The 16,701-nt window shown below is 54.5% G+C and carries 15 protein-coding genes; 9 read left to right on the top strand and 6 right to left on the bottom strand.

Annotation, left to right across the window (positions count from 1 at the left end; translation table 11 throughout):
* Position 1 precedes the first annotated feature (1 nt).
* Together arnB and V6944_RS05055 are read right to left on the bottom strand one after the other, a co-directional pair.
* The gene (arnB, locus tag V6944_RS05060) at positions 2-1,141 is read right to left on the bottom strand and encodes a UDP-4-amino-4-deoxy-L-arabinose aminotransferase (RefSeq protein WP_333498137.1); all 1,140 of its coding nucleotides are present in this window, start codon (positions 1,139-1,141) and stop codon (positions 2-4) included.
* 383 nt (positions 1,142-1,524) lie between these two features.
* Positions 1,525-2,034, bottom strand: a complete 510-nt coding sequence (locus tag V6944_RS05055; protein WP_333498249.1) for a phenolic acid decarboxylase — start codon at positions 2,032-2,034, stop codon at positions 1,525-1,527.
* 96 nt (positions 2,035-2,130) lie between these two features.
* Here V6944_RS05055 and V6944_RS05050 point away from each other — a divergent pair, with 96 nt between their 5' ends.
* The 6 genes from V6944_RS05050 (at position 2,131) to V6944_RS05025 (ending at position 9,652) form a co-directional block, all read left to right on the top strand.
* On the top strand, positions 2,131-2,997 hold the full coding sequence (locus V6944_RS05050; RefSeq protein ID WP_333498136.1) for a LysR family transcriptional regulator: 867 nt from the start codon (positions 2,131-2,133) through the stop codon (positions 2,995-2,997).
* A gap of 105 nt (positions 2,998-3,102) precedes the next feature.
* On the top strand, positions 3,103-4,026 hold the full coding sequence (locus V6944_RS05045; RefSeq protein WP_333498135.1) for an aminoimidazole riboside kinase: 924 nt from the start codon (positions 3,103-3,105) through the stop codon (positions 4,024-4,026).
* Between the two features lie 166 nt (positions 4,027-4,192).
* On the top strand, positions 4,193-5,710 hold the full coding sequence (locus V6944_RS05040) for a carbohydrate porin (RefSeq protein WP_333498134.1): 1,518 nt from the start codon (positions 4,193-4,195) through the stop codon (positions 5,708-5,710).
* Positions 5,711-5,846: 136 nt separating this feature from the next.
* The gene (locus V6944_RS05035) at positions 5,847-7,217 is read left to right on the top strand and encodes a sucrose-specific PTS transporter subunit IIBC (protein ID WP_333498133.1); all 1,371 of its coding nucleotides are present in this window, start codon (positions 5,847-5,849) and stop codon (positions 7,215-7,217) included.
* Positions 7,217-8,617, top strand: coding sequence for a sucrose-6-phosphate hydrolase (locus V6944_RS05030; protein ID WP_333498132.1), 1,401 nt, complete (start codon positions 7,217-7,219; stop codon positions 8,615-8,617). The genes V6944_RS05035 and V6944_RS05030 overlap by 1 nt, the downstream gene beginning before the upstream one ends.
* Before the next feature lie 30 nt (positions 8,618-8,647).
* Positions 8,648-9,652, top strand: a complete 1,005-nt coding sequence (locus V6944_RS05025; RefSeq protein ID WP_333498131.1) for a LacI family DNA-binding transcriptional regulator — start codon at positions 8,648-8,650, stop codon at positions 9,650-9,652.
* 2 nt (positions 9,653-9,654) lie between these two features.
* Here the strand turns inward: V6944_RS05025 and V6944_RS05020 are convergent, their stop codons facing one another.
* Positions 9,655-10,845: an NAD(P)/FAD-dependent oxidoreductase gene (locus V6944_RS05020; protein ID WP_333498130.1), complete on the bottom strand. Its 1,191-nt coding sequence runs from the start codon at positions 10,843-10,845 to the stop codon at positions 9,655-9,657.
* Between the two features lie 230 nt (positions 10,846-11,075).
* Here V6944_RS05020 and pitA point away from each other — a divergent pair, with 230 nt between their 5' ends.
* Positions 11,076-12,563 carry an inorganic phosphate transporter PitA gene (gene pitA, locus V6944_RS05015; RefSeq protein ID WP_333498129.1) on the top strand — a complete coding sequence of 496 codons (1,488 nt, stop codon included), beginning with the start codon at positions 11,076-11,078 and terminating at the stop codon, positions 12,561-12,563.
* Between the two features lie 56 nt (positions 12,564-12,619).
* On the opposite strand, the gene uspB is transcribed toward pitA, so the two are convergent.
* Positions 12,620-12,955, bottom strand: coding sequence for a universal stress protein UspB (gene uspB / locus V6944_RS05010; RefSeq protein ID WP_035894834.1), 336 nt, complete (start codon positions 12,953-12,955; stop codon positions 12,620-12,622).
* Between the two features lie 384 nt (positions 12,956-13,339).
* Between uspB and uspA the strand changes: the two genes are divergently transcribed.
* On the top strand, positions 13,340-13,777 hold the full coding sequence (gene uspA / locus V6944_RS05005; RefSeq protein ID WP_035894835.1) for a universal stress protein UspA: 438 nt from the start codon (positions 13,340-13,342) through the stop codon (positions 13,775-13,777).
* Positions 13,778-13,863: 86 nt separating this feature from the next.
* On the opposite strand, the gene V6944_RS05000 is transcribed toward uspA, so the two are convergent.
* The gene (locus tag V6944_RS05000) at positions 13,864-14,370 is read right to left on the bottom strand and encodes an RrF2 family transcriptional regulator (protein ID WP_185667386.1); all 507 of its coding nucleotides are present in this window, start codon (positions 14,368-14,370) and stop codon (positions 13,864-13,866) included.
* A gap of 233 nt (positions 14,371-14,603) precedes the next feature.
* On the opposite strand from V6944_RS05000, the gene V6944_RS04995 reads away from it, so the two are divergent.
* A complete protein-coding gene (locus V6944_RS04995; RefSeq protein ID WP_333498128.1) occupies positions 14,604-15,803 on the top strand; it encodes an NAD(P)/FAD-dependent oxidoreductase in 1,200 nt (399 codons plus the stop codon).
* A gap of 139 nt (positions 15,804-15,942) precedes the next feature.
* On the opposite strand, the gene rsmJ is transcribed toward V6944_RS04995, so the two are convergent.
* On the bottom strand, positions 15,943-16,695 hold the full coding sequence (gene rsmJ / locus V6944_RS04990; RefSeq protein ID WP_333498127.1) for a 16S rRNA (guanine(1516)-N(2))-methyltransferase RsmJ: 753 nt from the start codon (positions 16,693-16,695) through the stop codon (positions 15,943-15,945).
* Between the last annotated feature and the right edge of the window lie 6 nt (positions 16,696-16,701).

Here is a 16,701-nt window from a genome sequence, read left to right as displayed (position 1 = left end):
ATCAACGGCCTGCTAACTGGTGGAGCGCCGTAATGACACGGGTGGTGTCGTCATCGGTCATATCCGGGAAAAGAGGTAATGAACAGATACGCGCGCTGTTCCATTCGGTATTCGGCAAGGAGAGTTCCGGGAAGCGCTCGCGGTAATATTTCTGCGTATGCGCCGCGCGGAAGTGCAGCCCGGTGCCAATGCCTTGCGCCTTGAGCTGTTCCATCAACGCATCACGGCTGATGCCGCAGCGCTGTTCGTCCACGCGAATAATGAACAGATGCCAGGCGTGCAGGTGCGGCCAGCTCGGTGCGGCCAGCGGCTGGAATGGGGTGTCGGCCAGTTCCTGCACGTAGCGCTGCGCAATATCGTTGCGACGCTGGTTGGCCGACCCTAATTTGCCCAACTGAACCAGCGCCAGGGCGGCGTTGATGTCGGCCAGGTTGTACTTAAAGCCCGGGCTAATCACTTCCGCCTGCGGGGCGCGTCCGTGGGTCTGGCGGTCATAGGCATCAACGCCGAGGCCGTGGAATTTGAGGCTGCGAATGCGGTTTGCCAGCTGTTCGTCGTCGGTGACAATCAGCCCGCCCTCGGCGCTGGTCATGTTTTTAATGGCGTGGAAGGAGAAAATCGCCGTTCCCTGCCAGCCAACATGATGGCCTTTGTAGTAGGTTCCCGCCGCATGCGCCGCATCTTCAATCATCGGAATACCGTGACGTTCAGCGACCGCGCGAATACCGTCGATATCCGCAGGTGCGCCAGCATAGTGCACGGGAATAATGGCTTTGGTACGCGGGGTAATCGCCGCTTCAACCGCCTCAGGGGTAATCATCAGATTGTCACGATCGACATCGATCATCACCGGCGTAGCGCCCAGCAGCACGATCATATTGAGGGTGGAAACCCAGGTTTGCGAAGGGGTGATCACTTCATCGCCAGGACCAATACCGAGGGCCATCAGCGTGACGTGCATGCCACCGGTCGCGGAGCTCACGGCAATCGAGAAACGATTGCCCGTGAGGGCGCAAAACGCCTCTTCCAGCGCCTGGTTTTTTGGTCCGGTGGTGATCCAACCAGATTGCAGCACCTCTTTCAGCGCTGCGAACTCCGCCTCGCCCATAGAGGGACGTGAAAACGGCAGAAAATCACTCATGAATGTTCCTTACCCTATAACGCAAATGAGTACGCCTGATTCGTGAATAAAACGGTGCTATCGCGATGTTGTTAAAATCAGGAATAGATAGATGTGATAATTAAACCTACAACATTGAATTGCGGTAAAAGTATCAGTGTTATCTTAGGATAAGATTAAGAAAGAAATGCGCATTCGCACAATAAATGATTAATAAACAAAATCAATACTTTATAAAGGTCATTGTTCTCGCTGAATTTTTGTAAAAAAAAGCCCAGCTTGCATCGCAACTGGGCTCTGGTTCACATAATTCAACGTTTTATAAACAAAGACTTTATTTATGACCCGTTTTAATATTCGTTGCACATTAGTGTAATAAATAACGTGAACAACGATGGTAACCCCTAGCGTAAATTAGCAGGGAAATCGGTTGGCAATTCGCTCGCCGCGCAGTTAATGACGCTGTCATTATCGGCCCCGCAGTCGCGAACGAAGGTAATGGTCGCGAATTCATCAATCACTTCCGTTGGGTACGCCGGGCCCGCATCACGGTAGGCGTTCATCAGCGGAATGTGCTCATTCTGGAAGCAGACGGTTTTTTCCGGGTTGTTCATCACCCAGCGTGGGAAGAAGATGGTGCCGTGGAACAGTTTGTCACCCAGGTTCGCAATCAGGCTGACGTCGGTACCGGTCGGCTCGGTCCAGGAAATTTTGTAGATGCTTTCGCCAACGCGAACAATATAGGCCTGCTGATCTTTTACCCAACGATTCGCCACGATACCGCTGTGAATACGGTAATCAAGGGTGTGGTCGTTTTTAACGTAAATCTCGTAGTTCCAGCCATTCTCGTAGGTATATACCAGATGTTTGCCAACGAAACCGCTCAGATCGTGTTTATCAAAATTGCTCATAATGAAATCTCCTTGTGTCGATGCAGAGATCTTATTGCTTTAAAAAGTAAATGAATAACGCTATGTTTCAATGAAATTCATCTACTTTTTAAATCAATTATGCATAAAACGACGCTGGAACAATGGGCGCTGCTGGAGAAGGTGGTGGAGCTGGGCAGCTTTGCCAAAGCGGCTGAAGAGACTCACCGCAGCCAGTCGTCGGTGAGCTACAACCTGGCGCTATTACAGGAAAGGCTTGGCGTGGCGCTGCTTATCCCGGAAGGCCGCCGTGCGGTGTTAACCCCGGCCGGTGAGCTGCTGCTCGCGCAGGTCAAACCGCTACTCAAGGCCTTCGCCTGGGTAGAGACCCGCGCCGCCACGCTGCGTGAAGGCATACGCACCCGGCTGGATTTAGTGGTCGACAGTATTTTCCCGCGCGAGCGACTATTCGCCATTTTGCGCCAGTTTCAGCAGCGCTATCCGCAAACGCAGGTGCGTTTAACCGAAGTGCTGGAGAATGCCAGCGGTAACGATGTGATTCAGGCCGAGGCGGACGTGATGGTGCTGACTCGCCGTCAGGACATCACCGGGCGCGGCGAATGGCTGATGAACATCGATTTTGTCGCCGTCGCCCATCACGACCACCCCCTCTTCAACCAGGAAGGCCCGCTCAACGACGAGCAGCTACGCCCCTGGCCACTTATCCGCATTGCCGATAACGACAGCGACAGCCAGGCCGGGCGCGACGCGTGGACCTTTTCAACTATTGATGCAGCGATTGACGCGGTGATGTATCAGGTGGGCTACGGTTGGCTGCCGGAGGAGAGAATTCATCACGAGCTGGCACAGGGGATTTTAAAGACGTTGCCGCTCAGCCACGGCGTACGACGCGCCACGCCGTTGCATCTGATCGTCAAACGGGATTTGGCGCCATTAGATGAACAGGTGCAAACACTGCTAGCGCTGTTTAATCAGCAGAGGTCATAACAGACTATTCTACCTGCTTTCCTGGGTATTTATTTCATAGCGTTTCACTCCCGTTGTCGATATGCTAAACCGATTTAATTAAGTTTAGCTATGGAGAGTATCAGCATGAATGCAAAAGTGTGGGTTCTGGGCGATGCGGTAATCGATCTTCTGCCGGAGAGCGAGGGGCGCCTGCTGCAATGCCCCGGTGGTGCACCGGCTAACGTCGCGGTAGGCATTGCTCGCCTTGGCGGCGATAGCGGCTTTATTGGGCGCGTTGGCAACGATCCATTCGGCCATTTTATGCGCCAGACCCTACAGCAAGAACATGTTGATGTGAGCCATATGCACTTCGACCACCAGCACCGTACCTCCACCGTGGTGGTTGATCTTGATGAACAGGGCGAGCGGACATTTACCTTTATGGTGCGCCCCAGCGCGGATCTGTTCCTGGTGGAAGCTGACCTGCCCGACTTTTCCACCAACCAGTGGCTACACGTCTGCTCCATCGCACTCAGCGCTGAACCCAGTCGCAGTACCACTTTCTCCGCAATGGAAAAGATCAAGCGCTCTGGCGGTCGAGTCAGCTTTGATCCGAATATTCGCGAGGATCTCTGGCAGGATATGGCGCTACTCCACGCCTGCCTCGATCGCGCGTTACGCCTGGCTGACGTGGTGAAATTGTCCGAAGAAGAACTCAAATTCATAACTGGAAGCAATGAGTTAGAGCATGGCATAGCCAAAATCATCGAGCGCTATGAGACAGAATTATTGCTGGTAACACAAGGAAAAGCTGGCGTACTGGCCGCATTCCAACAGGAGATTATCCATTTCAGCGCCAGGCCTGTCGTGAGCGTGGACACGACCGGTGCGGGTGATGCTTTCGTCGCCGGATTACTCACCGGCCTTGCGGCTAAAGGGATGCCGAAGGACAGTCGTGAACTTGAACCGACACTCAACCTTGCGCAAACCTGCGGAGCATTGGCCACCACCGCCAAAGGCGCGATGACAGCACTTCCCTATCAGCGCGATCTTGATCACCCGATTTGATCCCTTAGGCCGCTCCGCGGCGGCCTACTTTGTTGCATCCATCACAATTATTAAACCGGTTTAGCAAAATATATTTCAAGATGTTAAATGTCATGTCTACTATGCCACCTAAACCGATTTAGCAAAAAACACATTACTTTTCACTTTACCTTTGGATGCAACCGACATGTACAAAAAAAGCACGCTCGCGGTTCTTATCGCTCTACTAGCCGGCACTGCTTCAGCCCACGCTCAAATGGATCTCAGCGCTATCGAAGCCCGTCTTATCGCCCAGGAAAAACGTCTGCAGGAAGCAGAAAACCGAGCAAAAACGGCTGAAAATCGCGCCGAGTCTGCGGAGAAAAAAATCCAGCAGCTCATGACCCAGCAGCAAAAAACGCAGCAAACTACCCAGGATGTCGTTCAACGTACCGCTAAGCTTGAAACGAAAGCCGATGATAAAAGCGGCTTTGAATTCCACGGTTATGCCCGCTCCGGCCTATTGATGAACGATGCGGCTTCCAGCAGCAAAAGTGGCCCTTATCTGACACCCGCAGGGGAAACGGGTGGGGCGATTGGTCGCTTAGGCAACGAGGCCGATACCTACGTCGAATTAAATTTCGAACATAAACAGACGCTGGAAAACGGCGCAACCACCCGCTTCAAAGCCATGCTGGCCGATGGACAAAAAACCTATAACGACTGGTCGGCAGACTCCAGTGACCTGAATATGCGTCAGGCATTTGCCGAACTCGGCAACTTACCGAGCCTGGAAGGCCCCCTGAAAGGTTCCACGCTGTGGGCAGGCAAACGCTTCGATCGCGACAATTTTGATATCCACTGGCTCGATTCCGACGTGGTGTTCCTCGCTGGGACCGGTGGCGGCATCTACGACGTGAAGTGGAATGACAGCCTGCGCAGTAACTTCTCCATTTACGGACGTAACTTCGGCGATATGGAAAACGTCGATAACAACGTGCAGAACTACATTCTGAGCATGAACCACTTCATCGGTCCGGTTCAGGTAATGGTGAGCGGCTTGCGGGCAAAAGATAACAACGATCGTAAAGATGCCAATGGTGATGTCATCCAGACTGACGCCGCCAATAACGGCATACACGCGCTGGTTGGCCTGCATAATGACAGTTTCTACAGCCTACGCGAGGGCAGCAGCAAAACCGCCCTGCTCTACGGTCACGGTTTAGGGGCGGAGGTCAAAGGTATCGGCTCGGACGGCGCGCTGCTCGACGATGCCAATACCTGGCGCTTCGCCAGCTATGGTACGACGCCGCTGAGCTCAAGATGGCATATCGCACCCGCAGTATTGGCGCAAAGCAGTAAAGACCGCTACGTCAAAGGCGACAGCTACGAATGGGTCACCTTTAACATGCGCCTAATCCAGGAGATCACCGATAACTTTGCTCTCGCCTACGAAGGTAGCTACCAATACATGGACCTGCAGCCAGAAGGCTACAAAGATCGCAACGCAGTGAATGGGAGTTTCTATAAACTCACCTTCGCTCCAACGTTGAAAGCGGGCAGCATCGGTAATTTCTTCAGTCGCCCCGAACTACGCCTGTTTGCCACCTGGATGGACTGGAGCAAAAAGCTGGATAATTACGCCAGCAATGATGCCTTTGGTAGCAGCGGCTTCAGCGCTGGCGGCGAGTGGAACTTTGGCGTTCAGATGGAAACCTGGTTCTGACAGTTAGGGTTTGACGAACACAATAAACGCGGCGGCGAAGCCTGTTTCGACGCCGCAAAAACCATCATAACGCAGAAACTGCCTCCCGTTTTATCGGGCTGGCAGTATGAAAATAATAACGCATACAGAGGGTTCTATGGATTTTGAACAAATTTCCCGCTCGCTGCTTCCGCTTCTGGGAGGCAAGGAAAATATCGCCAGCGCAGCGCACTGTGCTACACGCCTGCGACTGGTCCTGGTCAATGATTCACTGGCCGATCGCCAGGCGATCGGCCAGGTTGAAGGGGTTAAGGGCTGTTTTAGTAATGCCGGACAGATGCAGATAATCTTCGGCACCGGCGTGGTGAATAAAGTCTACGCCGCCTTTATTCAAGTGGCAGGGATTAGCGAATCCAGCAAATCGGAAACCGCCAACATCGCAGCCAAAAAACTGAACCCGTTCCAGCGGATTGCCCGCCTGTTGTCAAACATCTTTGTGCCGATTATCCCAGCGATTGTCGCCTCCGGCTTACTCATGGGCCTATTGGGGATGGTCAAAACCTACGGCTGGGTTGACCCAGGTAACGCCATCTACATCATGCTGGATATGTTCAGTTCGGCGGCGTTTATTATTCTGCCGATTCTGATTGGCTTCACTGCCGCCCGTGAATTCGGCGGTAACCCCTATCTCGGTGCAACGCTGGGCGGTATTCTGACTCACCCCGCGCTGACCAACGCCTGGGGGGTTGCTTCGGGTTTCCAGACCATGGACTTCTTCGGCCTCGAAATTGCCATGATTGGCTACCAGGGCACCGTGTTCCCGGTACTGCTGGCGGTGTGGTTTATGAGCATCGTGGAGAAACAGTTGCGCCGCGCGATCCCTGATGCCCTGGATCTAATTCTGACACCGTTCCTGACCGTGATTATTTCCGGCTTTATTGCGCTGCTGATCATTGGCCCGGCAGGTCGCGCACTGGGCGATGGCATTTCGTTTGTGCTCAGTACCCTGATTACCCACGCTGGCTGGCTGGCCGGACTGCTATTTGGCGGTCTCTATTCGGTTATCGTTATTACCGGTATTCACCACAGCTTCCACGCTATCGAAGCCGGACTGCTGGGCAATCCATCAATCGGCGTCAACTTCCTGCTCCCAATATGGGCCATGTCTAACGTCGCCCAGGGCGGTGCCTGCCTGGCAGTATGGTTTAAAACTAAAGACGCAAAAATCAAAGCCATTACCCTGCCATCGGCGTTTTCTGCCATGCTGGGCATCACTGAAGCGGCCATTTTTGGTATCAACTTACGCTTTGTGAAACCGTTTATCGCCGCACTTATCGGCGGGGCGGCAGGCGGTGCATGGGTGGTGTCAATGCATGTCTACATGACGGCGGTCGGCCTGACGGCTATCCCTGGTATGGCTATTGTACAGGCCAGTTCGCTGCTGAACTACATTATCGGGATGATCATCGCCTTTGGTGTCGCCTTTGTTGTTTCCCTGGTTCTAAAATACAAAACGGACGCTGAATAATGTCACTTCCATCCCGACTGCCTGCGATTTTGCAGGCCGTTATGCAGGGCCAACCGCGAGCATTGGCCGACAGTCACTACCCTCGTTGGCATCATGCGCCAGTCACCGGGCTGATGAACGATCCCAACGGTTTTGTCGAATTTGCCGGACGCTATCACCTGTTTTACCAATGGAATCCGCTCGCCTGCGATCATAAGTTCAAATGCTGGGCGCACTGGAGCTCTGACGATCTTCTGCACTGGCGGCATGAGCCCATTGCGCTCATGCCGGACGAAGAATATGACCGCAACGGCTGCTATTCCGGCAGCGCGGTGGATAACCACGGTACGCTCACCCTGTGCTATACCGGCAACGTCAAGTTCGACGATGGAAGCCGAACCGCGTGGCAATGCCTGGCTACAGAAAATGCCGACGGTACTTTTACTAAGCTCGGCCCGGTATTGCCGCTGCCGGAAGGCTATACCGGTCACGTCCGCGACCCTAAGGTCTGGCAGCATGAAGGTCGCTGGTACATGGTGCTGGGGGCGCAGGATCTGCAAAAACGCGGTAAGGTGCTGCTGTTCAGCTCTGCCGACCTGCATCAGTGGAGCAATGAAGGCGAAATAGCCGGTTACGCTATCAACGGTCTGGATGACGCTGGTTATATGTGGGAGTGCCCGGATCTGTTTCCACTCGGCGACCAGCATGTCCTGATCTGCTGCCCGCAGGGGGTAGCCCGAGAGAAAGAGCGTTATCTCAACACCTACCCGGCAGTGTGGATGGCCGGAGCGTTCGACTACGAACGCGCCACTTTCCAACACGGCGAATTACACGAGCTGGATGCTGGGTTTGAATTTTACGCCCCACAAACCCTACAGACCAGTGACGGTCGCCGACTACTGGTCGGTTGGATGGGCGTGCCGGATGGAGAAGAAATGCGTCAGCCGACGCTTGCTAACGGCTGGATACACCAGATGACCTGTCTGCGTGAGCTGGAGTTTATCGACGGAAAGCTCTACCAACGCCCGCTGCGCGAACTTACCGCGTTACGCGATGAAACGCACGTCTGGCAGGATGGTCCACTCCCGCTGTCACCGATGGAAATCGCCCTGGATACCGACCGCAGCGAGGCGTTAAGCATCGACTTTGGCGGTGCCTTAACCCTACAGCGAGATGCCGACGGTATCCGCCTAATGAGACGCAGCCTTGCCAGCGACGAAATACACACTCGCTACTGGCGCGGAGAGGTCCGCTCGCTACGGATTTTCATCGACCAGTCAAGTGTGGAAATTTTCATTAACGACGGAGAAGGGGTGATGAGCAGTCGTTATTTCCCGGTCTATCCGGCGCAGTTAGTGGTGACAGGCAAAACGCCGGGTGCATTCTGTTACTGGCCGCTACGGACATGCATGGTAGAATAAGCGCCCTACTTTCATGCTCATGGCGTCGTAATGAAAACCAAACGCGTTACTATTAAAGATATCGCCGAACTGGCGGGCGTTTCTAAAGCGACCGCCAGCCTGGTGCTGAACGGGCGTGGCAAAGAGCTACGCGTAGCGCAGGAAACGCGCGATCGCGTTCAGGCGATCGCCCGTGAGCAGCACTATCAGCCGAGCATTCATGCACGCTCGTTGCGCGATAACCGCAGTCACACCATCGGACTGGTGGTGCCGGAGATAACGAACTACGGCTTTGCCGTCTTTTCCCACGAACTCGAGATGCTGTGCCGCGAAGCGGGCGTGCAGCTGCTTATCTCCTGTACCGATGAAAATCCCGGTCAGGAGAACATGGTGGTCAACAATATGATTGCCCGTCAGGTAGACGGGCTTATTGTTGCGTCCTGCATGCATAATGATGCCGACTACATCAAACTCAGCGAACAATTGCCGGTGGTGCTGTTTGACCGCTGTCCTAATGAAAGCACGCTGCCTCTGGTGATGACCGACTCGATTACCCCGACGGCAGATCTGATTTCCCGCATTGCGCCTCAGCATAGCGATGAGTTTTGGTTTTTAGGCGGGCAGCCACGACTATCGCCCTCCCGTGACCGTCTGGCCGGGTTCACACAAGGTTTAGCTCAGGCAGGTATCGAACTACGTCCGGAATGGGTGATCAACGGCAACTATCATCCTAGCTCCGGCTATGAGATGTTCGCCGCCCTTTGTGCCCGACTTGGCCGACCACCTAAGGCGGTGTTTACCGCCGCCTGTGGACTACTTGAAGGGGTGCTGCGCTTTATGAGTCAGCATCATTTGCTGGATTCCGATATTCATCTGGCAAGCTTTGACGATCACTATCTCTACGATTCGCTGTCGCTGCGTATTGATACTGTTCAACAGGATAACCGCCAGCTTGCCTGGCACTGCTATGACATGATTAGCCAGCTGATTGAAGGCAAGACGCCACCATCGCTACAGCGCTACCTGCCTGCGACGTTACAACTCCGCCACCGCTGATGCTATTCCGCCAACGCCTGCGCACATGCCCAGGCGCTGGACCACGCCCACTGGAAGTTATAACCGCCCAGCCAGCCGGTCACGTCCATCACTTCGCCGATAAAGTACAGCCCCGGCGCTTTCTTCGCTTCCATAGTACGTGAAGAGAGTTCGTTGGTGTCAACGCCGCCCAGCGTCACTTCCGCCGTGCGATAGCCTTCGGTGCCGTTTGGCTGCACGCGCCAGTCGGTCAGGGTATCAACCAGCGTTTGCTGCTCACGAACGTTCAACTGCTTAAGGGTGACGTCAGGAATTTGTCCTAGCTGTTGCAGGCATTCGACCAGACGTTTTGGCAGCTGCATCGCCAGCGTATTTTTCAGGCTCTGGTTCGGATGCTCGGCGCGCTGGACGTCGAGGAAGTCTGCCAGGTCGATATCCGGCAGTAAATTAATACTCACGAACTCGCCCGCCTGCCAATAACTTGAGATTTGCAGCACTGCCGGGCCAGATAGGCCACGGTGGGTGAAAAGCAGACTTTCGCGGAACACGGTGCCGTCCTGTGCGGTGATGAACGACGGCACTGACACGCCAGAAAGCACCTGCAGCTGTTCGAGCATTGGCTTGTGCAGCGTAAACGGCACCAGGCCCGCGCGGGTTGGCAGCACCTTCAGACCAAACTGCTCGGCAACCTTATAACCGAACGGCGTCGCCCCAAGGCCCGGCATCGACAGGCCGCCGCTGGCAATCACCAGCTTATCTGCCGACACCTCATCGCCGTTGAGCTGCAGGGTGTAGCCTTCGTCGTCGCGGGTGACGCTCAGGATTTCGCTACGCAGGCGCGTGGTCACGTTGCCCTTTTCGCACTCGGCGACCAGCATCGCCACGATTTGATCGGCGGAGTCATCGCAGAAAAGCTGCCCGAGGGTCTTTTCATGCCAGGCAATACCGTGCTTGCCGACCATGTCGATAAAGTCCCATTGGGTATAGCGCGCCAGCGCAGATTTGCAGAAATGCGGGTTTTGGCTCAGATATGCCGCGGGTTCGACATAAAGGTTAGTAAAATTGCAGCGACCGCCGCCGGACATCAGGATTTTACGCCCCGGTTTTTTACCGTTATCCAGCAGCAAAACGCGGCGCCCTGCCTGTCCAGCCATGGCGGCACAAAACATTCCTGCCGCTCCGGCACCTACTACAATGGCATCAAACCTTTCCACGCACTATCCTCAACTTAGGTATTGTCGGGAATTGTAAATTTTTCACCGAAGTCGTACCAGTGAAATATCCACAAACCCGACTTATCCGATTGATACAAAATAAATAATTCTTTCTGGCCTTTAAAATAGTATGGATAAATATCAAAAAAAATAGAGATTTCACTTTGCCCGCGCCGCCAATGTCCCTGATAATGCCGCGCGTTCATGTCCTCAAAATGGCGTAACGTCCTATGTTACATTTGTTTGCTGGTCTGGATTTACATACCGGGCTGTTGTTAGTACTGGCACTGTTGTTTGTTCTTTTCTACGAAGCGATTAACGGCTTCCACGATACGGCTAACGCAGTGGCTACCGTAATTTATACTCGCGCTATGCGTTCGCAGCTTGCTGTGGCGATGGCTGCGATCTTTAACTTCTTCGGCGTTCTGTTGGGCGGCCTGAGTGTAGCTTATGCCATCGTGCATATGCTGCCGACGGATCTGTTGCTCAATATGGGCTCCGCTCACGGCCTCGCCATGGTCTTTTCCATGCTGTTGGCGGCTATTATCTGGAACCTCGGCACCTGGTATTTTGGTCTGCCTGCGTCCAGTTCCCACACGCTCATCGGTGCCATTATCGGTATTGGTTTAACCAATGCGATGATGACCGGAACGTCCGTGGTTGATGCACTCAACATCCCGAAAGTGATTAACATTTTCGCCTCGTTGATTGTGTCGCCAATTGTGGGTCTGGTCTTTGCTGGCGGTCTGATTTTCCTGCTGCGTCGTTACTGGAACGGCACCAAAAAACGCGCCCGTATCCACCTGACTCCTGCTGAACGTGAAAAGAAAGACGGTAAGAAAAAGCCGCCATTCTGGACCCGTATTGCTCTGATCCTCTCCGCAATTGGCGTGGCATTCTCCCACGGCGCGAACGATGGTCAGAAAGGCATTGGTCTGGTCATGCTGGTGTTGATTGGCGTTGCTCCGGCAGGTTTCGTGGTTAACATGAACGCTTCCGGCTACGAAATCACCCGTACCCGTGATGCGGTCAATAACGTTGAAACCTTCTTCCAGCAACGGCCTGAGCTGCTGCTGAAAGTGCAAAACAGCGCTGATCCGTTAACCCCTGCGGCACTGGAAGCCACTGAGTTCCATTGCCATCCGGCTAACACCATCAACGCGCTTGACCGTACGAAGGCGATGCTGACCGGGATCGAAAGCTACGACAAGCTCTCAATAGAACAGCGTAGCCAATTGCGTCGCATCATGCTCTGCATCTCTGATACCACCGATAAAGTGGCGAAGATGCCGGAAGTGAATGCCGACGATCAGCGTCTGTTGAAGAAACTGAAAACCGACATGCTGAGCACCATTGAGTACGCGCCAATCTGGATTATTATGGCGGTCGCACTGGCGCTGGGTATTGGTACCATGATCGGCTGGCGTCGCGTTGCCACCACTATCGGTGAGAAAATCGGTAAGAAAGGCATGACCTACGCTCAGGGTATGGCCGCGCAGATGACCTCTGCGGTGTCCATCGGTCTGGCAAGCTATACCGGGATGCCGGTCTCCACGACGCACGTACTCTCCTCTTCCGTGGCGGGTACCATGCTGGTTGATGGCGGCGGGTTACAGCGTAAAACCGTGACCAACATCCTGATGGCCTGGGTCTTCACCCTGCCGGCCTCTATCATTCTGTCCGGCGTGCTGTACTGGATCTCGCTGAAACTTATCTAAGTCAGCGGCGATAAAAACATTAAAACGGGTCAGGAAACTGGCCCGTTTTTTTTTACTTAGTGCCAAATCATCAACGCAATTAAGCTGATGACCACCAATCCACAGAGCGAACTGGTCAAAATAAACTGACGGCGAACGCGCTCACAGCGACGAATAAATTCATCGTCGTGATGGTCGCGGTAACGCTGCCCGTAAATGTACCAGACCAGGCGCATCTGCTTGCCCGGCTGGCCGTGGGAGGTGAAAAAGCCACCGCCATCGACATACTGATAGAGCAAGGGATCGCAACCTCGTAGTACCACCAATAGCGCACGTAACGACGAGAAGTAACGTGCCATATTCACCACACAAACGACACACAGGGCCCAAAACAGCGCAATCGTGCTGATCATAACTCCTCCCCGGCGACCAGCCCTCAGAGAAATCCCCCCCAGGGCATACCGCTCCCCAATTTCCCACCAACACCTCAGTAAAAGAGTGCGATTCCGATCACGTTTATTTATTCGATCGGCTCATTAAATAGTGTAGGAGATCAGTTAAATTTTTTACCACAAGGTTAATCGTTATCAATACGTAAGATTGAAAAATTTGTTTAACTAATTGGCGAACCGGATGCATTGACGGCGCCCCAAGGCCACTATAAGGTAGAAATATCTTCTACAATTAGGTCTTTAAGGGCAAACCCCGCGCATGTGGCACGCAGGACGCGGGCAAGGGACAGCGCATGGGCTGTCTGGTCCAACAGTCATCGACAACTTTATGGAAGGAGTAACACTATGGCTTACAAACACATTCTTATCGCCGTCGACCTTTCACCAGAGAGCAAAGTTCTGGTGGAGAAAGCGGTATCAATGGCTCGCCCTTACAATGCGAAAGTCTCTTTGATTCACGTTGACGTGAACTATTCCGATCTCTACACCGGGCTGATTGATGTCAATCTGGGCGATATGCAGAAACGTATCTCCGAAGAGACCCACCACGCGCTGAGCGAACTCTCTACCGGTGCGGGCTACCCAATCACCGAAACCCTGAGCGGTAGCGGCGACCTGGGTCAGGTGCTGGTTGATGCTATCAAGAAATACGATATGGACCTGGTTGTCTGCGGTCATCACCAGGATTTCTGGAGCAAACTGATGTCTTCTGCTCGCCAGCTGATCAACACCGTTCACGTTGATATGCTGATTGTTCCACTGCGTGACGACGAAGAAGAGTAAATCTTATTCGGTAGCCCGGACGAGGCGCGCCAGCGCCGACTCCGGGGGCTTCCCCGGCGTCACGGCGTTCGGCCGGGCTACTTAGTTCACGCGTTTTTCCGCCCGGCAATCCACTCCTGCACCTCTACCACGAAGGTATCCGGTGCTTTGCGGTACATCTTACGCGCCAGGTCCAGAATCGTATGCTGGCCTAACGCCTCTTCCATCCGCTGCTGCGCCATGTCCATCACCGAACGCACGCCGCAGATACCTTCGCAGGCCCATTCCGGCGGCTGCTCATCAAACACCGCCAGACGCTGACGAATTTCCCGGCACTCAAAAATACGCTTATCGCCATCGATCGCATTGACCACGTCCAGCACCGTAATGTCTTCAGCCGGTTTCGCCAGCTGAAAACCACCGCCCTTCCCTTCGATGCTGCGCACCAGGCCGGCCTTCGACAGGCGAGTAAAGATTTTGGCCAGATAGTCGTAGGGCACGCTTTGCAGCTCGGCAATTTCGCGCACGCTCATATCGCGGGCGTCACCTTTGCCGTCCACCATGCACATCAGACTATGTATGCCGTACTCAACCCCAGAACTGTAGAATGCCATGCGCTCTTATCTCAGCCAAAATTAATCTGAGTTATTGTAGCTTTTTCATCTGACGCATTCCAGATAGCAAGCATAAATACTGAATGCATAAAAATTTAATCAATTAAATATCAAATAGATAATTTAAAAATGTCTCTTCTGGTGCGTTTGCTGAAGCGAATCACGTTGCAATCTTTAACTACGACCAATAAAATCCGAGTCAATTAATCGTAGTCACCAGTGAGACAAACCTAATGCGTAAACAAATTCTGATCGTCGGTGCCGGTTTTGCCGGTATGTGGGCAGCGCTGAGCGCCGCGCGTCTGGCAGACAAACACCAGCAGGCCGTTGATATTACGGTGATTGCGCCACAGCCAGAGCTGCGCGTGCGTCCGCGTTTTTATGAAAGCCACGTTCAGACGCTGGTTTCCCCACTGATGCCGCTGTTCGACGTCACCGGCGTTAAGTTCCTGCGCGGCACCGTTGAGCAGATCCTTCCGGCTTCGAAAGAGGTGAGCTGGAAAGATGAGAACGGCGAAGTGCGCCTGCGCCGCTACGATCGCCTGGTACTTGCCAGCGGCAGCCACGTAAACCGCGATATCGTTGCCGGTGCCGCCGAGCACGCGTTCGACCTCGACCAACTGGAAAGCGCGACGGTCCTGGAACAGCATCTGAAAGATCTGGCGGGCCAGCCTGAGAGCGAAGCGCGTAACACCGTGGTGGTGTGCGGCGGTGGCTTCACCGGGATTGAGATGGCGCTGGAACTTCCTGGCCGTCTGCGTGAAATCCTGGGTGAAGATGCTAAGACCAGAGTTGTCGTAGTTGAGCGCGGTGCGCAGCCGGGCGGCCGCTGGAGCCAGGAATTACGCGATGTGATTATCGAAGCCTCCGCCGAACTGGGCGTGGAGTGGCTGGTGAACGCGGAAGTAGAGAGCGTGGATGCCTCCGGCGTCACGCTGAAAGATGGCCAGGTTATCGCCTCGCAGACCGTTATCTGGACCGTCGGCGTACAGGCCAACGGGCTGACCGCACAGATTGATGCGCCGCGCGACCGTCAGGGTCGTCTGCACGTCAACGGTAATCTGCAGGTGCTGGGCCATGACGATATCTATGCTACCGGCGATGTGGCTTACGCCGCGACCGATGACAAAGACAACCATGCGCTGATGACCTGCCAGCACGCCATTCTGCTGGGCAAATTTGCCGGGAACAACGCCGCGGCAAGCGTGCTGGATGTAGCACCGTTGCCATATCGCCAGGAGATGTACGTGACCTGTCTGGATCTGGGCGCATGGGGCGCGGTGTACAGTGAAGGCTGGGATCAGCAGGTGAAGCTCAAGCGTGAAGAGGCAAAGAAACTGAAAGTGTCGATTGTCAGCGAGCTGATTTATCCGCCGAAAGCAGATCGTGCGGTGGCGTTTGAGATTGCGGATCCGCTGGCACCGTTTGTTTAGTCGGTAATGCCGGATGGCGGCTAACAATACGTGTAGCCCGGGCGAGGCGTTTACGCCGACCCCGGGGCTGCTCGGTGTTCATCCCGGCACCGCTCCCCGGCGTCGCTTTGCTCGGCCGGGCTACATTGGGAAGGCGGAATTACTCCGCCGTCCCCGCATAAATATCAAACCGATGCCCTTTGGTAACCACCGCATTCGGCGTCGCCACATCCGCCAGCGGCGGTGCGTAATCCGGGCGTTTCACCACCACGCGTTTGGTTGCCAACTGACGCGCCGGTTCCAGCAGGCCATCCGCATCTAAATCCGGCCCCACCAGCGACTGAAACACGCGCATCTCTTTCTTCACCAGCGCGCTTTTCTGCTTATGCGGGAACATCGGGTCAAGATACACCACCTGCGGACGCGGGCTGATATCGGTTAACGCCGTCAGGCTGGACGCATGAATTAGCTGTAGCCGCTCCTGCAACCACGGGCCGATCTCCGGGTCCGCGTAGCCACGCGCCAGGCCATCATCGAGCAGCGCCGCCACCACCGGGTTACGCTCCAGCATCCGCACGCGGCAGCCAACGGAAGCCAGCACAAAGGCATCGCGTCCCAGCCCCGCCGTCGCATCCACCACGTCCGGCAGATAACCGCCTTTCACGCCCACGGCTTTCGCCACCGCTTCACCACGACCACCGCCGAATTTGCGTCGGTGCGCCATCGCCCCGCCAACAAAATCAACGAAGATGCCGCCAAGCTTAGGCTCATCGCGTTTACGCAGTTCCAGATGCTCCGGGGTCATCACCAGCGCCATCAGGTTGTCGTCGTCCTGTTCCAGCCCCCAGCGGGCGGCAAGAACAGATAAGGCGCCGTCTCCGGCGCCCGTTTCATCAAGTAAGCAGATTTTCACGACAAC

Source organism: Kluyvera sp. CHPC 1.2972 (assembly GCF_036759925.1).
GTDB lineage: Bacteria > Pseudomonadota > Gammaproteobacteria > Enterobacterales > Enterobacteriaceae > Kluyvera.
The sequence above is the reverse complement of the archived record's forward strand: the minus strand, read 5'-3'. Positions and strand labels throughout refer to the sequence as shown.

Excerpts from the sequence above, each read along its gene's own strand:
- arnB (WP_333498137.1), bottom strand. The coding sequence starts at position 1,141 with ATGAGTGATTTTCTGCCGTTTTCACGTCCCTCTATGGGCGAGGCGGAG.
- V6944_RS05050 (WP_333498136.1), top strand. The coding sequence starts at position 2,131 with ATGCATAAAACGACGCTGGAACAATGGGCGCTGCTGGAGAAGGTGGTG.
- V6944_RS05045 (WP_333498135.1), top strand. The coding sequence starts at position 3,103 with ATGAATGCAAAAGTGTGGGTTCTGGGCGATGCGGTAATCGATCTTCTG.
- V6944_RS05040 (WP_333498134.1), top strand. The coding sequence starts at position 4,193 with ATGTACAAAAAAAGCACGCTCGCGGTTCTTATCGCTCTACTAGCCGGC.
- V6944_RS05035 (WP_333498133.1), top strand. The coding sequence starts at position 5,847 with ATGGATTTTGAACAAATTTCCCGCTCGCTGCTTCCGCTTCTGGGAGGC.
- V6944_RS05030 (WP_333498132.1), top strand. The coding sequence starts at position 7,217 with ATGTCACTTCCATCCCGACTGCCTGCGATTTTGCAGGCCGTTATGCAG.
- V6944_RS05025 (WP_333498131.1), top strand. The coding sequence starts at position 8,648 with ATGAAAACCAAACGCGTTACTATTAAAGATATCGCCGAACTGGCGGGC.
- pitA (WP_333498129.1), top strand. The coding sequence starts at position 11,076 with ATGTTACATTTGTTTGCTGGTCTGGATTTACATACCGGGCTGTTGTTA.
- uspB (WP_035894834.1), bottom strand. The coding sequence starts at position 12,955 with ATGATCAGCACGATTGCGCTGTTTTGGGCCCTGTGTGTCGTTTGTGTG.
- uspA (WP_035894835.1), top strand. The coding sequence starts at position 13,340 with ATGGCTTACAAACACATTCTTATCGCCGTCGACCTTTCACCAGAGAGC.
- V6944_RS05000 (WP_185667386.1), bottom strand. The coding sequence starts at position 14,370 with ATGGCATTCTACAGTTCTGGGGTTGAGTACGGCATACATAGTCTGATG.
- V6944_RS04995 (WP_333498128.1), top strand. The coding sequence starts at position 14,604 with ATGCGTAAACAAATTCTGATCGTCGGTGCCGGTTTTGCCGGTATGTGG.